General features: G+C 61.1%; 14 protein-coding genes. 10 read left to right on the top strand and 4 right to left on the bottom strand.

The features are described from left to right. Positions 1-113 precede the first annotated feature (113 nt). Positions 114-623: a single-stranded DNA-binding protein gene (gene ssb / locus FH061_RS03130; protein WP_151632794.1), complete on the bottom strand. Its 510-nt coding sequence runs from the start codon at positions 621-623 to the stop codon at positions 114-116. Between the two features lie 74 nt (positions 624-697). Further along, positions 698-1,894 carry an MFS transporter gene (locus FH061_RS03125; protein WP_151633011.1) on the bottom strand — a complete coding sequence of 399 codons (1,197 nt, stop codon included), beginning with the start codon at positions 1,892-1,894 and terminating at the stop codon, positions 698-700. A 355-nt stretch (positions 1,895-2,249) separates the two neighbouring features. On the opposite strand from FH061_RS03125, the gene uvrA reads away from it, so the two are divergent. Further along, complete coding sequence (uvrA, locus tag FH061_RS03120; protein ID WP_151632792.1) at positions 2,250-5,102, top strand: excinuclease ABC subunit UvrA; 2,853 nt, start codon at positions 2,250-2,252, stop codon at positions 5,100-5,102. Then, positions 5,099-5,380: an acylphosphatase gene (locus FH061_RS03115; protein WP_151632790.1), complete on the top strand. Its 282-nt coding sequence runs from the start codon at positions 5,099-5,101 to the stop codon at positions 5,378-5,380. The genes uvrA and FH061_RS03115 overlap by 4 nt, the downstream gene beginning before the upstream one ends. Before the next feature lie 144 nt (positions 5,381-5,524). Here the strand turns inward: FH061_RS03115 and FH061_RS03110 are convergent, their stop codons facing one another. Then, positions 5,525-6,442: an AEC family transporter gene (locus FH061_RS03110; protein ID WP_151632788.1), complete on the bottom strand. Its 918-nt coding sequence runs from the start codon at positions 6,440-6,442 to the stop codon at positions 5,525-5,527. A 168-nt stretch (positions 6,443-6,610) separates the two neighbouring features. Beyond that, complete coding sequence (locus FH061_RS03105; RefSeq protein WP_151632786.1) at positions 6,611-8,596, bottom strand: monovalent cation:proton antiporter family protein; 1,986 nt, start codon at positions 8,594-8,596, stop codon at positions 6,611-6,613. A gap of 238 nt (positions 8,597-8,834) precedes the next feature. On the opposite strand from FH061_RS03105, the gene FH061_RS03100 reads away from it, so the two are divergent. From FH061_RS03100 to FH061_RS03065, 8 genes are all read left to right on the top strand, one after another. Beyond that, positions 8,835-9,863: a KpsF/GutQ family sugar-phosphate isomerase gene (locus FH061_RS03100; protein ID WP_151632784.1), complete on the top strand. Its 1,029-nt coding sequence runs from the start codon at positions 8,835-8,837 to the stop codon at positions 9,861-9,863. Beyond that, complete coding sequence (locus FH061_RS03095; RefSeq protein WP_151632782.1) at positions 9,863-10,390, top strand: KdsC family phosphatase; 528 nt, start codon at positions 9,863-9,865, stop codon at positions 10,388-10,390. Before FH061_RS03100 ends, FH061_RS03095 begins: the two co-directional genes overlap by 1 nt. Beyond that, positions 10,387-10,986: an LPS export ABC transporter periplasmic protein LptC gene (gene lptC, locus FH061_RS03090; protein ID WP_151632780.1), complete on the top strand. Its 600-nt coding sequence runs from the start codon at positions 10,387-10,389 to the stop codon at positions 10,984-10,986. The genes FH061_RS03095 and lptC overlap by 4 nt, the downstream gene beginning before the upstream one ends. Before the next feature lie 37 nt (positions 10,987-11,023). After that, positions 11,024-11,572, top strand: coding sequence for a lipopolysaccharide transport periplasmic protein LptA (gene lptA / locus FH061_RS03085; RefSeq protein ID WP_151632778.1), 549 nt, complete (start codon positions 11,024-11,026; stop codon positions 11,570-11,572). A gap of 1 nt (position 11,573) precedes the next feature. Continuing rightward, positions 11,574-12,314, top strand: a complete 741-nt coding sequence (gene lptB, locus FH061_RS03080; protein ID WP_151632776.1) for an LPS export ABC transporter ATP-binding protein — start codon at positions 11,574-11,576, stop codon at positions 12,312-12,314. A gap of 17 nt (positions 12,315-12,331) precedes the next feature. Then, positions 12,332-13,819: an RNA polymerase factor sigma-54 gene (locus FH061_RS03075; RefSeq protein WP_151632774.1), complete on the top strand. Its 1,488-nt coding sequence runs from the start codon at positions 12,332-12,334 to the stop codon at positions 13,817-13,819. Positions 13,820-13,923: 104 nt separating this feature from the next. After that, on the top strand, positions 13,924-14,283 hold the full coding sequence (gene hpf / locus FH061_RS03070; protein WP_151632772.1) for a ribosome hibernation-promoting factor, HPF/YfiA family: 360 nt from the start codon (positions 13,924-13,926) through the stop codon (positions 14,281-14,283). A gap of 228 nt (positions 14,284-14,511) precedes the next feature. Continuing rightward, complete coding sequence (locus FH061_RS03065) at positions 14,512-15,603, top strand: enoyl-CoA hydratase/isomerase family protein (RefSeq protein ID WP_151632770.1); 1,092 nt, start codon at positions 14,512-14,514, stop codon at positions 15,601-15,603. Positions 15,604-15,653: the final 50 nt, after the last annotated feature.

The following is a 15,653-nucleotide window of genomic DNA, read 5'->3' as shown; positions in this document are numbered from 1 at the left end:
ATTTCACGCACTACAAAAAACTTCCAGTAAACGTTACAGAAACTGTGGCAAGCCTATGATTTTCCATAAAAAAAGCCCCATGACGGGGCTTTTTTCCAGCGGGCAGCAAGTCCTCAGAAAGGAATATCGTCGTCCATGTCGCTGAAATTCGGTGCCGGTCGGCTGGCGCCGCGGGAAGCGCCTCCGCCTCCATTGCCGGCACCGGCGCCGGCGCTCGGGCTGCTCTGGCGCGGTGCCGGAGCGCTGCTGCCGTAATCGTCGTCCATCGACGCGCCTCCGCCCATGCCCTGGCGGCTGCCCAGCATCTGCATGGTATCGGCGATGATTTCAGTGGTATAGCGCTCGACGCCGTCCTTGTCGGTCCACTTGCGCGTCTGCAGGCGGCCCTCGACGTAGATCTGCGAACCCTTCTTCAGGTACTGACCGGCGATTTCGGCCAGCTTGCGATAGAAGGTGATCCGGTGCCACTCGGTCAACTCCTTCTTTTCTCCGCTGTTCTTGTCTTTCCAGCTCTCGGTGGTCGCGACTGCGACGTTGGTGACTGCATCGCCGTTCGGCATGTAACGCGTTTCCGGATCGCGCCCCAGGTTGCCGACGATGATGACCTTGTTGACCGATGCCATATATTTCTCCTCAAGCTGACTCAATAATGATCGTAATTGATCGACATGCAATGCGATAGCGCCGGACGCCCGCTTCAGACAGCCTTCTCGGCTGCGCTGCCGCGGCGCGGCAGGTTCTTCATGCTGGCGGCAATTATAAGCCAGACAACAGTGAGCGCCGCGCCGACTGCGAACACGGATGATGCGCCGACATGCTGCTTCAGCCAGCCGCCGAACGCCCCGCCGCAGAACAATCCGAGCGCCTGCATGGTGTTGTAGACGCCCAGCGCCGACCCCTTGGCGGCAGCGGGCGCGATGCGTGAAACCAGGGACGGCTGGCAAGCCTCAAGAATATTGAAAGAAACGAAAAACGCCAACAGCAATCCGACCAATACCAGCCAGTGCGTGCCCGGCTGGGACATGAAAAGCCACAATCCGACCTGCACCGCCAGCATGAGGGCAATTGCACCGACAAAGACGGCTTTCATCCTGCCCCGGCGCTCGCCGGCAAAAACCGGCGGCAGCATCAGCGCAAAGGATGCCAGCACCACCGGCAGGTACACCTTCCAGTGCGCCGCAAGCGGCAGCCCCGCATATTCCACCAGCGCCGCCGGCACCACGACGAACATCGCCATCTGGGTCATGTGCAGCGCGAATACGCCGTAATTCAGGCGCATCAGTTCCTTGTCGGCGAGGATGGCGGAAAACGGTACCCGCTTGGTGACCGTGATCGGGGCCGGTGCCGGGACGACATAGACAACCACCAGAATGGCCAGGATGGACAGCATGCCGGTCAGCGCAAAGATTCCACCCATGCCGATCAGGCTGTACATCACGGGCGCGGCAATGAGCGACAGCGCGAACGTCAGGCCGATGGAGCCGCCGACCATTGCCATGGCCTTGGTGCGATGCTCTTCGCGGGTGGTGTCGGCAATCAGGGCGGTTACCGCGGCCGAGATGGCGCCGGCGCCCTGGATGGCGCGGCCGATAGTCACCCATAACAGGGTATCGGATGCCGCCGCGATGAACGAGCCGAGCGCGAAAAGAACAAGCCCGATAATAATCACGCGCTTGCGGCCGTATTTGTCGGAAGCGACCCCATATGGAATCTGTCCGAAGGATTGCGTCAATCCGTAGATGCCCATGGCAATGCCGACCAGGGTGGCGTTATCGCCGCCCGGCAATGTTTTTGCATGCACGGCAAATACGGGAAGGATGAGGAACATGCCCAGCATGCGCAACGCGAAAATCGATGCCAATGACAAGCTGGCACGAATTTCCGTCGCGCTCATGCGGGTGCTGATGTCGTCGGCGGGAGAGGTAGCTGACACGGTGCTCACGGCTGGAATCCAGAAGATACGACGGACTTTAAAACCCGCTATAGTAGCAGGTTGACCCGTATAAAGCCCGACAGGCCAAGCGTTGTTGAGGTTTCGTCATCGACGGCCGGCGGCCGCGACCGCCCTGCCGCCCGATGATGTTTGCATGCCCGGAATATGCATGCGCGAGATCCGCAAAACCATCCCTCGCAACGCCTTTCGCTCTGTCTGACTGCAGTGCCCTGTTTGCCTTCTATTGCGCTATTGCGTCATTGCGCTGTTGCATATCGATCAATTGTCTGGACAAGCCCTAACTGGAAAGCAGTTCATGGAAGAAATAAGAATTCGCGGTGCCCGTACCCACAACCTGAAAAACATCAGTCTCGAATTACCCCGCAACAAGCTCATCGTCATCACCGGCCTGTCCGGTTCCGGAAAATCCTCGCTGGCCTTCGACACCCTGTATGCCGAAGGCCAGCGCCGCTACGTCGAGTCGTTGTCGGCCTATGCCCGCCAGTTCCTGCAGCTGATGGAAAAGCCGGACGTGGACATGATCGAGGGACTGTCGCCGGCGATTTCGATCGAGCAGAAGGCGACCTCGCACAATCCGCGCTCGACGGTCGGCACCGTGACCGAGATTCACGATTACCTGCGCCTGCTGTACGCCCGCGTCGGCACGCCCTATTGCCCGACCCATCCGGAAAACCCGCTGGCGGCGCAATCGGTGTCGCAGATGGTGGATGCCGTGCTGGCAATGCCGGAAGACACCAAGCTGATGATCCTCGCACCCGTGGTCGCCAATCGCAAGGGCGAGCATGTCGATCTGTTCGAACAGATGCAGGCACAGGGTTTCGTGCGCTTCCGCATCCAGAGCGGGACCCATGCGGCGAAGATCTATGAAGTCGACGACCTGCCGAAACTGAAGAAGACGGAAAAGCACACCATCGACGTCGTGATCGACCGCGTCAAGGTCAAGGCCGATATCAAGCAGCGCCTGGCGGAGAGCTTCGAAACCGCCCTGCGGCTGGCCGAAGGGCGAGCCATCGCGCTTGAAATGGATGGCGGCAAGGAACACCTGTACTCGAACAAGTTCGCCTGCGCGACCTGCGGCTATTCGCTGCAAGAACTGGAACCCCGCCTGTTCTCGTTCAACAATCCGATGGGCGCCTGCCCGGAGTGCGACGGCCTCGGCCATATCGAGTTCTTCGACCCCAAGCGCATCGTCGCCTTCCCCAACCTGTCGCTGGCCAGCGGCGCGGTCAAGGGATGGGACCGCCGCAACCAGTTCTATTTCCAGATGCTGTCGAGCCTGGCCGAGCATTACAACTTCGATGTCGATACGCCGTTCGAAAAGCTGGCGGCCTCGGCCCAGCAGGTCGTGCTGTACGGCTCCGGCCGCCAGACCGTGCCGTTCACCTACGTGAACGAACGCGGCCGCTCGGTGGTGCGGGAGCATACCTTCGAAGGCGTGGTCAACAACCTGCAGCGCCGCTACCGGGAAACCGATTCGATGGCGGTGAAGGAAGAGCTGGCCAAGTTCATCAACCAGAAAGCCTGCCCGGCATGCGAAGGCGCGCGCCTTCGCATCGAGGCGCGCCATGTCAAGGTAGGCAACGGCAAGCAGGAGCGCGCGATCTATGAGGTGGCGTCGACGCCGCTGCGCGAAACCCTGGAGTTCTTCGAAAAGCTCAAGCTGACCGGTGCGAAAAAAGAGATCGCCGACCGCATCATCAAGGAAATCGTCTCCCGGCTGAAGTTCCTGAACAATGTCGGCCTCGATTATCTGTCGCTGGAGCGCAGCGCCGATACGCTGTCCGGCGGCGAAGCGCAGCGCATCCGGCTGGCTTCGCAGATCGGCTCCGGCCTGACCGGCGTGATGTACGTGCTGGATGAACCGTCGATCGGCCTGCACCAGCGCGACAACGACCGCCTGATCGCGACGCTGCAGCATCTGCGCGACATCGGCAACAGCGTGCTGGTGGTGGAACATGACGAGGATGCCATCCGCTGCGCCGACTATGTGGTCGACATGGGCATCGGCGCCGGCGTGCACGGCGGCGAGGTCATTGCCCGCGGACCGCTGCCCGACATCCTGAAGAACAAGAAGTCGCTGACCGCGAAGTACCTCAACGGCACGCTGGCGATCCATGTGCCGAAAAAGCGCACGCCGGCCAATCCCGAGCGCCAGCTGGTCATTTCCGGCGCCACCGGCAACAACCTCAAGAACGTCACGCTGGAGCTGCCGGTCGGCTTGCTGACCTGCATCACCGGCGTGTCCGGCTCGGGCAAGTCGACGCTGATCAACGACACGCTGTATCACGCGGCGTCGCGCCACCTGTACGGTTCGCAGGCGGAACCGGCGCCCTACGAGTCGATCTCCGGACTGGAGCATTTCGACAAGGTCATCGCTGTCGACCAGGCGCCGATCGGGCGCACCCCGCGCTCCAACCCGGCGACCTACACCGGCCTCTTCACGCCGATCCGCGATTTGTTCTCGACCGTGCCGACCGCCAAGGAGCGCGGTTATTCAGCCGGCCGTTTCTCGTTCAACGTCAAGGGCGGCCGCTGCGAAGCCTGCCAGGGCGACGGCGTGCTCAAGGTGGAGATGCATTTCCTGCCGGACGTGTACGTGCCGTGCGATGTCTGCCACGGCAAGCGCTACAACCGCGAAACCCTGGAGGTGCAGTACAAGGGCAAGAGCATTCACGAAGTGCTCGACATGACGGTCGAGGAAGCGCATGAATTCTTCAAGCCGGTGCCTGTCGTGGCGCGCAAGCTGCAGACCCTGCTCGATGTCGGTCTCGGCTACATCCGCCTCGGCCAGAGCGCGACCACGCTCTCCGGCGGCGAGGCGCAGCGCGTCAAGCTGTCGCTGGAACTGTCCAAGCGCGACACCGGCCGCACGCTGTATATCCTGGACGAGCCGACCACCGGCCTGCACTTCCACGACATCGACCTGCTGCTGAAGGTGATCCATCGCTTGCGCGACCAGGGCAACACCGTGGTGATCATCGAGCACAATCTCGATGTGATCAAGACGGCAGACTGGATCATCGACCTGGGTCCGGAAGGCGGCGCCGGCGGCGGACAGATCATCGGCAACGGCACGCCGGAAGATGTGGCGAAGAATCCTGCCAGCTTCACCGGCAAGTATCTCGCTCCGATGCTGAAGAAGAAATGACGGCCAGGCATCTGCGCATCAGCGGCAAGGTCCAGGGCGTCGGCTACCGCGCCTCGTTCGCGGCGCAGGCGCGCAGCCTGCATCTGTCGGGCTGGGTGCGCAACCGCACCGACGGCTCGGTGGAAGCCGCCGTGCGCGGCGCGCCGGAGGCGGTCGAGCAGATGGTCGCGTGGTCGCGGCGCGGGCCGCCGGGAGCGCGGGTGAGTGATGTTGTTGTTGCCTCCATCGATGACGCCGCGCTGCCTGGCGACGGCTTCGAGGTGCTGGCGACGCAATAGTCTAATGAAGGGTGGGTAGTACCGGCCTCCGTGCCTGCACAAAGGACTTTTGTCCAGAGAAAGCTTGAGCCTTGGCTTCTTCGTCGGAACTTGCTTTGCCGGGACTGGCCCCGGCAAAGCAGGCCTGCACTACCCTTACCAAGCTCAACCCGAAGTAGCCGGCATGCCCATCCACAATCCCGCCGGCACAAACGCCAGCGCGGCCAGATTCCCCAGCAGGACGATCGAAGCCACCTTGTCGGGCTCCTGCTTGTATTGCTCCGCCACCATGAAGCAGAAGACCGCGGGCGGCAATGCGGCGAACAGATACATCTGGCCGCGCTGCATGTCGTTCATCGTCAGCACTTGGTCCAGCAGCCATGCCACGATCAGTCCGCCCACCGGGCAGACGATGGCGCCGACCAGTCCGATATGCCAGCTGTTGAAGTTCACATCCAGCATGCGAACGCCAAGCGCGAACAGCATGATGGGAATGCAGGCATCGCCCAGCATTTTCAAGGCCGCCATCAGGGGCGCCGGCAGAGTGATGTGAAAGATCGCAAACACCATGCCGATGGCCATCGCCAGCATCATCGGGCTGACCAGAAATTTCCAGAACGGCGTGCGCTGGTTGCGCCCGCTTTCAATGATCTTGATGCCGACCGAGAAGTAAATCAGGTTGCAGGCCATGAACAGCGCCACGGCAGCGGCAAGGCCGGCACTGCCGAACGCGAGCGCGGCGAGCGGCAAGCCCATGTTGCCGCAATTGTTGTACATCATGGGCGGCACGAAAGTACGCGCGTCATAGCCAAGCAGCCGTGCCACCGGCCAGGCGATCAGGCCGGATCCAAGGGAGATGATGACGCCGGCAAGAATCAGCATGCCGCTGCTCGCCAGATCGAAATCCTTTGCCGCCAGCGCGCTGAAGATCAGCAGCGGACACAGCACGTCCATGCTCACACGGTTCACCGACAGCATGTCTGTCCTGACGCGTTCGCCGCGCAGACGGGCATAACCGTAACCGACTGCGATGATGAGGAAGACCGGCAGGATGATGCCGAGAATGCGTTCAAGCACTTGCATGAAAAACTTTCGTTGACGCGAAAACCGATGGACTACGGGCATTGTAGCCAGATATGCGTGCCTGCGTTTTTCAGAGAAAATCCGGACGCGCCGGCCGGCGGTGCGCCAGGTTCAAGACGCAAGGATGCTGCGATGCATCCGCTGCCCGGGCTATGTCAGCTATGTCAGCTATTTCAACAATCGGTCTTCCGCCCTGGCGACGCCGTCCGTCGTGCCTCGCAGAACCACGATATCGCCTGCCTGCAGCAAGGTTTCGGGTGTGACATCGATGCGACTCTTCCCGCGCCGCACGATGGTGACTTCGGCGCCGAGCTCGGCGAGCTTGAGTGCGCACAGCTGCTTGCCGACCGCATTGGCGCCTTCGGTCAGATTGACGGAATGCAGGCGCACATGCAGATGCTCGGCATCGTCGGGCGCATCGCTGGCGCCATGGAAGTAGCCGCGCAGCGACGCATAGCGCTCATCACGCGCAGCCTGCACCCGGTGCACCACGCGGCGCAGCGGTACGCCCAGCATCACCAGCGCATGCGATGCCAGCATGAGACTGCCTTCGATGGCTTCCGGCACGACTTCGGCAGCACCCGCCTCGCGCAGCTTCTCAAGATCACTATCGTCATGACTGCGCACGATGACCGGCAGGGCCGGCGCCAGGTCATGCGCAAAATGCAGGACCTTCAGTGCCGATGGCGTGCTGGCAAAGGTGATGACCAGCGTGGCCGCGCGATGGATGCCGGCGGCGACCAGGCTTTCCCTGCGCGCCGCATCGCCATACGACACATTCGCGCCGGCAGCCTGGGCTTCGCGCACGCGGTCGGGATCGAGATCCAGCGCATGATAGGCGATGCCCTCCTCTTCCAGCAGCTTCGCCAGGCTCTGGCCGCTGCGGCCGAAGCCGGCGATCAGCACATGCTTTTGCACCGTCATGGTACGGCTGGCGATCTGGGTCAGCGCCAGCGATTGCATCATCCATTCGTTGGCGGACAGCTTCATGACGATCGCGTCCGATTTGTCGATGATGAACGGCGCTGCCAGCATGGACAACACCATGGAAGCCAGAATGAGCTGGATGATGAGCGGGTCCATGAGCTGCAGGCCGCCGGCCTGGTTGAGCAGCACGAAACCGAATTCGCCGGCCTGCGCCAGTCCCAGGCCGGTGCGCAGCGCGACGCCGGTGGAAACGCCGGTGAGCTTGGCCAGCATGGCGATGAGGGCGAATTTAAGCAGCACCGGCGCCGTCAGCAGCAGCAGCACCAGCCACCAGTTCTCCAGAACCAGCCGTACATTGAGCAGCATGCCGATGGTGATGAAAAACAGGCCCAGCAGGACATCGCGGAAGGGCTTGATATCTTCTTCCACCTGGTGCTTGTATTCGGTCTCCGAAATCAGCATGCCGGCAACGAAGGCGCCCAGCGCCAGCGACAGTCCCGCCTTTTCGGTGATCCATGCGGCGCCCAGCGTGATCAGCAGCAGGTTCAGCATGAACAGTTCCTGCGAGCGCCGCTTGACCACCACGCGGAACCAGCCGCGCATCAGTTGCTGGCCGATCACCAGCAGCAGCACCAGCACGATGCCGGCCTTCAGCGCCGCCAGCAGCAGGGTTGCCATCAGGTCATCCGAATTCCTGGCCAGCGCGGGCACCAGGATGAGCAGCGGCACCACCGCAAGATCCTGAAACAGCAGAATGCCGAAAATCTGGCGGCCATGTTCGCTTTCCAGTTCAAGCCGCTCGGTCAGCATCTTCGACACGATGGCGGTCGACGACATGGCCAGCGCGCCGCCCAGAGCGAAGGCGGCGCGCCAGCTGATATCGATCATCTGCGGCAGCAGGTGCGCCACGAGCCAGCCGAACACCATGGTGGCGCCGATGGTCAGCAACACCTGCGCCATGCCCAGGCCGAACACGGTGCGCCGCATCGCCGACAGCTTGGGCAGCGAGAATTCCAGGCCAATGGAAAACATCAGGAACACCACGCCGAACTCGGCCAGCGTATGCGTCGTGACGTTTTCGCTTGCCAGTCCCAGGCCATGCGGTCCGATGACAATGCCGACCAGCAAATAGCCGAGCATGGGAGGCAGATGAAGCATGCGGAAGACGACCACGCCGAGCACGGCGGTGCTGAGCAGAATCAGGGTAAGTTCAAGAGCCGAATGCATTCTTTGTTATCGTTCTGGACAGGAAGGCGTTTGCCGCATGCCGTACCGCATGACCGCACTTGAGCTTCCATGGTTGATAATCCGGCAGCACTGCAAGACAGCAGAAGTTGCCAAACGTTCAGCCCGTGCGAGCAGAAAAAACTTGCGTTGCGGAGAGGCGGCTTGAGCACGCTCAAGACTAAAATTTTTGTTTGGACTGGCAGATTTTTTGCTTTGGTAATTCGTTTATACTTCGGGCATGAGTGTAACCGATGCAAAAACCTTGCCGAAAGCTTTTGATGCAGAGACTGCCCGGCGGGCTCTTGCGCTCGCCTGCGATACGCTGCAGATCGAGGCCGATGCCCTGCTGGTGCTGAAAGAGCGGCTTTCCCTTCCGAACGAGGACAGTTTCGTCAACGCCGTCGGCCTGCTGCTGAACTGTTCCGGACGCGTCGTGGTATCCGGCATAGGCAAGTCGGGCCATATCGCCCGCAAGATCGCCGCCACCCTGGCATCGACCGGCACGCCGGCGCTGTTTGTCCATGCGGCCGAGGCGCTGCACGGCGATCTCGGCATGATCACCGAAAACGACGCCGTCATCGCCATCTCCTATTCCGGCGAAGCCTCCGAGTTCATCGCCATCATTCCCATCATCAGGCGCATGGGCGCCAAGCTCATTGCCATTACCGGCAATGAGAAATCGCGCCTGGCCCAGCTGGCCGACGTTCATCTCAATGCGCATGTCGACAAGGAAGCCTGTCCCCTCAACCTGGCGCCGACCGCCAGCACGACGGCGACCCTGGCTTTGGGCGATGCGCTTGCGGTGGCGCTGCTCGATGCGCGCGGTTTCCGCGAAGAGGACTTCGCCCGCTCGCATCCCGGCGGCGCGCTCGGACGGCGCCTGCTGACCCATGTGCGTGATGTGATGCGCGGCGGCGATGCGGTGCCCGCAGTGAAGGCCGACGTGTCCCTGCCATCGGCGCTGTTGGAAATTACAAAAAAAGGCATGGCCATGACGGCGATCGTCGATGACAAGCATCGTGCGATCGGCATCTTCACCGACGGCGACTTGCGCCGGCTGATCGAAGCCGGCCAGGATCTGAGCAAGCTGAAGATGGCCGATGTCATGCATGCCAATCCCCGTACCATCGGCCCCGACCAGCTCGCGGTGGAGGCGGTGGAAGTGATGGAGCAGCACCGCATCAACCAGTTGCTCGTCGCCAATGCCGACGGCGCGCTGGTCGGCGCGTTGCACATCCACGACCTGACGCGGGCCAAGGTGATCTGATGGACGAACAAGTTGCATCCAGGGCCGCCAAGGTCCGGCTGATGATATTCGATGTCGACGGCATCCTGACCGACGGCAGCCTGCACTACGGTGCCGATGGCGAAATGATCAAGACCTTCAATGTGCTCGACGGCCACGGCATCAAGCTGCTGCAGGCGTCCGGCGTGGCGACCGCCATCATCAGCGCGCGCAAGTCGGCGCTGGTGGCGCGCCGCGCAGGCGATCTCGGTATCGAGCACCTGTTCCAGGGCGTGCACGACAAGCGCACCGCATTCGAGCAGCTGCTGACGCAGACCGGCGTTGCCGCCGACGCCAGCGGTTTCATCGGTGACGATGTGATCGACCTGCCCATCCTGCTGCGCGTCGGTTTTGCCGCCAGCGTGCCGAACGGCCATCCGGAAGTGCGGTCGCGCGTGCATTACGTGACGCAAGCCCAGGGCGGGCGCGGAGCCGCGCGGGAATTGTGCGACTTGATCCTGCGCGCGCAGGGAAATTATGCGGCGGCCATGGCGCCGTATCTGGCATGAAGAGTGCGGCCGGCGGTTTTCGCTTCCGCATGGTGGCGATCCTTGCGCCCCTCATCGCGCTCGCGCTCGGCAGCTTCTGGCTGTTTGAAGTCATGCGCCGGGCGGGCGACAAGGCCATGCCCGCGGCCGAGCGCAAGGAACCGGATTTTTACGTGGAAAATTTCAGCTACGTGAAGATCGGCAAGACCGGCAAGGCGCAGTTTCAGTTTTCCGGGGCGAAGATGACCCATAACCCGCAGGACGACTCCTACGATATCGCGCTTCCCGTCATCAACAGCGTGGGCAAGGATAACAGCCGCGGGCCGATGGTCATCCGCGCGGAACGCGCCACCGTCAACAGCGACAACAGCCAGATCCATCTGTATGAGAACGTGAGGCTGGACCGGCCTGCCACAACCAATGCTCAGGCGATGCATGTCCGTTCCGAATACATGCTGGTGCTGCCGGACGACGATCTGGTCAAGACCGACAAGCCGGTAAAAATCTCCGTCGGGCAATCCGTGCTCACCGGTACCGGCATGGTTGCCAACAATGCGACGCGGGAGCTGCAGTTGTCGAACAATGTTCATGGCACGTATCAAGCTCCGCAACGCTGATTCGATATAACTTGATGCTACTGTTCCGGGATCTCCGATGAAACGATTTTTGTGGTTGCTGCTGATACTGGGTATGACCGCCGCGGGCGGTGCGCACGCAGAGAAGGCGGATTCCGAGAAACCGACGAATGTCGAGGCCGACCAGATGGCCTACGACGACGTCAAACAGATCAACACCTTCACCGGCAATGTCATCCTGACCCGGGGCACGTTGATCATGAAGGCGTACAAGCTGACCGTCACGCAGGATCCTGCGGGTTATCAATATGCAACGCTGCAGGCTGCGCCGGGCGGTCTGGCGACATTTCGCCAGAAACGCGACGGCGGACCGGATCAGTGGATGGAAGGACAGGCGGAGCGTATTGAATACAACGGCAAGACCGAAATCGTGAAGCTCTTCACTCGGGCGAAGATGCGCCGGCTGGAAGGAACCAAGGTCATGGACGAGGTCGAAGGCGAATTCATTTCCTATGACAGCCGCGCGGAGTTCTTTACCGTCAACAATACGTCGAGCGGCGAAACCAAGCCGGGCGGCGGCCGTATCAAGGCGGTGATACAGCCGCGTACGGAAGCAAAGGGCAAATAGCATGGCAAGCACATTGGTTGTGCGCGGCTTGCAGAAAAGCTATGGCACCAGACAGGTGGTGCATGACGTGTCTCTGCAGGTGGAAAGCGGCGAAGTGGTCGGACTGCTGGGTCCGAATGGCGCCGGCAAGACGACTTCGTTCTACATGATCGTCGGCCTTGTGCCGTCGGATGCGGGCGAGATCGACCTGGACGGCGTGGCGATTTCGCGCATGCCCATCCACCGGCGCGCGACGCTGGGCCTGTCCTATTTGCCGCAGGAAGCATCGGTGTTCCGCAAGCTGACGGTGGAAGACAATATCCGCGCGGTGCTGGAACTGCAGCGGATGGACAACAAGCCACTGTCAAGGGAAGCGATCGACAAGCGGCTCAACACGCTGCTGTCGGAATTGCAGATCGAGAGACTGCGCAAGAACCAGGCTCTGTCGCTGTCGGGCGGCGAGCGGCGGCGCGTGGAGATCGCCCGCGCGCTGGCAACCAATCCGCGCTTCGTGCTGCTGGATGAGCCTTTCGCCGGCGTCGATCCGATTGCCGTCATCGAAATCCAGCGCATCGTGCGCTTCTTGAAGGAACGTGGCATCGGCGTGTTGATCACCGACCACAATGTGCGGGAAACACTTGGCATTTGCGATCGTGCCTATATCATCAATCAAGGCTCGGTACTGGCAAGCGGCCGCCCTGACGACATCATTGCCAATGAGTCGGTGCGGCGCGTGTATTTGGGCGAACACTTCCGGATGTAGGGAAGAATCAGACAGGTATGAAACAGACTCTCCAACTTCGCGTATCGCAACACCTCGCGCTGACACCGCAGTTGCAGCAGTCGATCCGATTGCTGCAGTTGTCGACGCTCGAGCTGCATCAGGAGCTGGAACAGATCCTTTCGGACAATCCCATGCTCGAACGCGTGGATGATCCCCTCGATCATTCGGTGCGGCTGCTCGCCGACGGCGCCATCAGTAGCCCGGGTAGCAGCAGCAATGACGCGCCGGCAGGCGAAGCCTCCCCGCCTTCGCGCGACGAACCCGAAGGCGGCTTCGAAGGCGGCGACAACGGGGACGGCGGGGACAATGCGTCCGCATCGGACAGCGAATGGAGCTTCGACGATGTCGCGCGCACCTCGAAAGCGCCGGAGGACGATGATGCACGGCCCCAGCTGGAAGCACATGAGACCACGCTGCGCGAACATCTCCTGGAACAGATGCGGGTCACGGTCAGGGAGCCGCGCGATCGGGCGCTCGTCGAAATCCTCATCGATGCATTGAACGACAACGGTTATCTGGAAGAACCGCTGGAAGACATTCATGCGCGGCTTCCGGAAGAACTGGAAATCGACATCGACGAACTCAATGTGGCGCTCAAGCTGCTGCAGAGTTTCGATCCGGCCGGCGTCGGTGCGCGCAATGCGTCCGAATGCCTTTCGATCCAGATCCGCCGCATGCCGAAAGTGCCGCTGGTCACGCGGCGACGCTCGATCGAGATTGTCGAGCAGTATCTGCCGCTGTTTGCGCAGCGGGACTTCAACAAGCTCAAGAAGGCGCTGGACTGCGACGAAGAAGACCTGCGCGAGGCGCAGCATGTGATCAAGAGCTGCAATCCTCATCCCGGCGCCTTGTACGCGTCCGATGCGTCGGACTTTGTCGTCCCCGACGTCATTGTCAGGAAAACCAAGAACGGCTGGCAGGTCACGCTCAATCATGAAGTCATGCCGCGCCTGCGCGTCAATGCGCTGTACGCGAACATCCTCAAGCAGAGCAAAGGTGAGGGATCACTTTCTTCGCAACTGCAGGAGGCCAAGTGGCTGATCAAGAACATGCGGCAGCGCTTCGATACCATCTTGCGTGTCGCACAGGCCATCGTCGACCGCCAGCGCAATTTCTTCTCGCATGGCGCGGTCGCCATGCGCCCCCTTGTCTTGCGTGAAATTGCTGATACACTGGGTTTACACGAGAGCACTATCTCTCGGGTAACAACACAAAAATACATGCTCACCCCGCATGGAATGTTTGAGTTGAAGTACTTCTTCGGCAGCCATGTTGCAACGGAAGCGGGGGGCGAAGCCTCCTCCACTGCAATACGTGCCCTCATCAAACAACTGATAGGAGCAGAAGACCCCAAGAATCCTTTTTCGGATAGCAAAATTGCGGAAATGCTGGGGGAACAGGGCATGGTGGTGGCGCGGCGCACGGTCGCGAAATACCGCGAAGCCTTGAAAATTCCGCCGGTAAATCTGCGCAAATCTCTCTAGTTGTCAACGTAGTACCGATGTTGCTGTGTTCCAGCGTAGCTCGCTTGCTACGCAGCCTGGGGCACGTTGCGAACCTCCAGCGACGCCAATCATAGGAGCGCTGTATGAATCTCATAATCAGTGGACATCACCTCGATCTGACACCTGCCATCCGCGAATATGTGGAGACGAAACTGGACAGGATTATTCGGCATTTCGATAATGTCATTGATATTGCAGTCATCCTCGGGGTTGAGAAGCCCTCTGAAAAAGACAAGCGGCAACGCGCCGAAGTCAATCTGCGCCTAAGGGGAAACGTCATTCATGTTGAGAGTTTTGCACAGGACGTCTATGCGGCGATCGATACGCTGATGGACAAGCTGGACCGCCAGGTGCTCAAGTACAAGGGCAAGCTGCAGGACCACCAGTGCGAAGCCATCAAGCGCATGCCTGAAGTACAGGCTGCTGCACAGGCTGCTGAATAGGAACCGAGCGTTCCCTTGCCGCCGAGCCGGCAAGCCACTCACAAATCAAGGGCGCCAAGGCGCCCTTTTTGCCGGGCAGGCGAAAATCCCGTTTGCGGCAACGGCTTTTCCACCGTACATCAACTGTCAAGCCGGCGACTGCGGCTGGTGTTCATCGCCGATACAATATCCCGGTCTTTCCGTCTTCCTGTCTTTCCATAGCCCATTGACCGTCTCCTACTCCAACTCATGACAGACTTCGTTCACACCGCCACATCCAACGGCATCGGCATGATCACGCTGGACCGCCCAAAAGCACTGAACTCGCTCTCGCTCGACATGGTGCGCGCCATCACGCAGGCGCTCCTTGCATGGCGCCTTGACGATACGGTGCGCGCGGTGCTCATTCGCAGCAGCAGTGAAAAGGCATTTTGCGCCGGCGGCGACATCCGTTTCTTCCATGAGGCGGGAAGCAGCACGCCGCTCGCGGGCAGCGCCCTGCTCGAAGACTTCTTCACCGAGGAATATGCACTCAATCACCTGATTCACACCTATCCGAAACCGTATGTCGCCATCATGGACGGAATCGTGATGGGCGGCGGGATGGGCATCGCACAGGCCGGCGAAAGCAACCGGATGCGCATCGTCACCGAGCGGACCAAAATGGCGATGCCTGAAGTGAATATCGGTCTCTTCCCCGATGTCGGCGGCAGTTACTTCCTGTCGCGCTGCCCCGGGCAGATCGGTGCCTACCTCGGCGTCACGGGAGAAGTCATCGGTGCCGCCGACGCCTTGCATGCCGGGCTGGCCGATGTGTTCGTGCCGTCAGCGGAACTGGGCGCCTTGTCCGACATGCTGGCGTCAACCCGTTCGACGGACTTGCGCGGCGCCATCATGGAGTTCGGGACGCCATTCCGGGGCCAGGCCGCCCCTGATGCAAGCATGCTTGCCTCGCAGCGCGCCAGGATCGACCGTCATTTCGCCAAGGATGAGGTCGGCGCGATTGCGGCATCCCTGGCAAATGATGAAGATGCTTTTGCGCAGAAGACCTTGGCCGTCATGCGGAAACGTTCACCGCTGATGATGTGCGTGACGCTGGCGCAGTTGCGGCGCGGTGCGGCGCTGGGCGTCGCCGACTGCCTGCGCATGGAGCGGACGATGGTCCGCCGCAGCTTCGAGAACGGCGAGGTGCTGGAAGGCATACGCTCGGTCGTCATCGACAAGGATAATTCGCCAAAATGGCAGCCGCCATCCCTGGAAGACGTTGATGCAGCGATGGTCGAGCGATTTTTCGAGCCGGCCTGGCCGGCATATGCGCATCCGCTGCGCGAGTTGGGCTAGGCTGCGGTTGATCAGCGTCGCGAGCGGTTCGGAGTCGCGCTGCATTCAGG

Origin of the sequence: Noviherbaspirillum aerium, from assembly GCF_008929045.1 — a bacterium.
Taxonomy (GTDB): Bacteria; Pseudomonadota; Gammaproteobacteria; order Burkholderiales; family Burkholderiaceae_D; genus Noviherbaspirillum; species Noviherbaspirillum aerium.
Note: the sequence above shows the minus strand (reverse complement) of the source record. Positions and strands in the feature narration are given on the sequence as shown.

Excerpts from the sequence above, each read along its gene's own strand:
- ssb (WP_151632794.1), bottom strand. The coding sequence starts at position 623 with ATGGCATCGGTCAACAAGGTCATCATCGTCGGCAACCTGGGGCGCGAT.
- FH061_RS03125 (WP_151633011.1), bottom strand. The coding sequence starts at position 1,894 with ATGAGCGCGACGGAAATTCGTGCCAGCTTGTCATTGGCATCGATTTTC.
- uvrA (WP_151632792.1), top strand. The coding sequence starts at position 2,250 with ATGGAAGAAATAAGAATTCGCGGTGCCCGTACCCACAACCTGAAAAAC.
- FH061_RS03115 (WP_151632790.1), top strand. The coding sequence starts at position 5,099 with ATGACGGCCAGGCATCTGCGCATCAGCGGCAAGGTCCAGGGCGTCGGC.
- FH061_RS03110 (WP_151632788.1), bottom strand. The coding sequence starts at position 6,442 with ATGCAAGTGCTTGAACGCATTCTCGGCATCATCCTGCCGGTCTTCCTC.
- FH061_RS03105 (WP_151632786.1), bottom strand. The coding sequence starts at position 8,596 with ATGCATTCGGCTCTTGAACTTACCCTGATTCTGCTCAGCACCGCCGTG.
- FH061_RS03100 (WP_151632784.1), top strand. The coding sequence starts at position 8,835 with ATGAGTGTAACCGATGCAAAAACCTTGCCGAAAGCTTTTGATGCAGAG.
- FH061_RS03095 (WP_151632782.1), top strand. The coding sequence starts at position 9,863 with ATGGACGAACAAGTTGCATCCAGGGCCGCCAAGGTCCGGCTGATGATA.
- lptC (WP_151632780.1), top strand. The coding sequence starts at position 10,387 with ATGAAGAGTGCGGCCGGCGGTTTTCGCTTCCGCATGGTGGCGATCCTT.
- lptA (WP_151632778.1), top strand. The coding sequence starts at position 11,024 with ATGAAACGATTTTTGTGGTTGCTGCTGATACTGGGTATGACCGCCGCG.
- lptB (WP_151632776.1), top strand. The coding sequence starts at position 11,574 with ATGGCAAGCACATTGGTTGTGCGCGGCTTGCAGAAAAGCTATGGCACC.
- FH061_RS03075 (WP_151632774.1), top strand. The coding sequence starts at position 12,332 with ATGAAACAGACTCTCCAACTTCGCGTATCGCAACACCTCGCGCTGACA.
- hpf (WP_151632772.1), top strand. The coding sequence starts at position 13,924 with ATGAATCTCATAATCAGTGGACATCACCTCGATCTGACACCTGCCATC.
- FH061_RS03065 (WP_151632770.1), top strand. The coding sequence starts at position 14,512 with ATGACAGACTTCGTTCACACCGCCACATCCAACGGCATCGGCATGATC.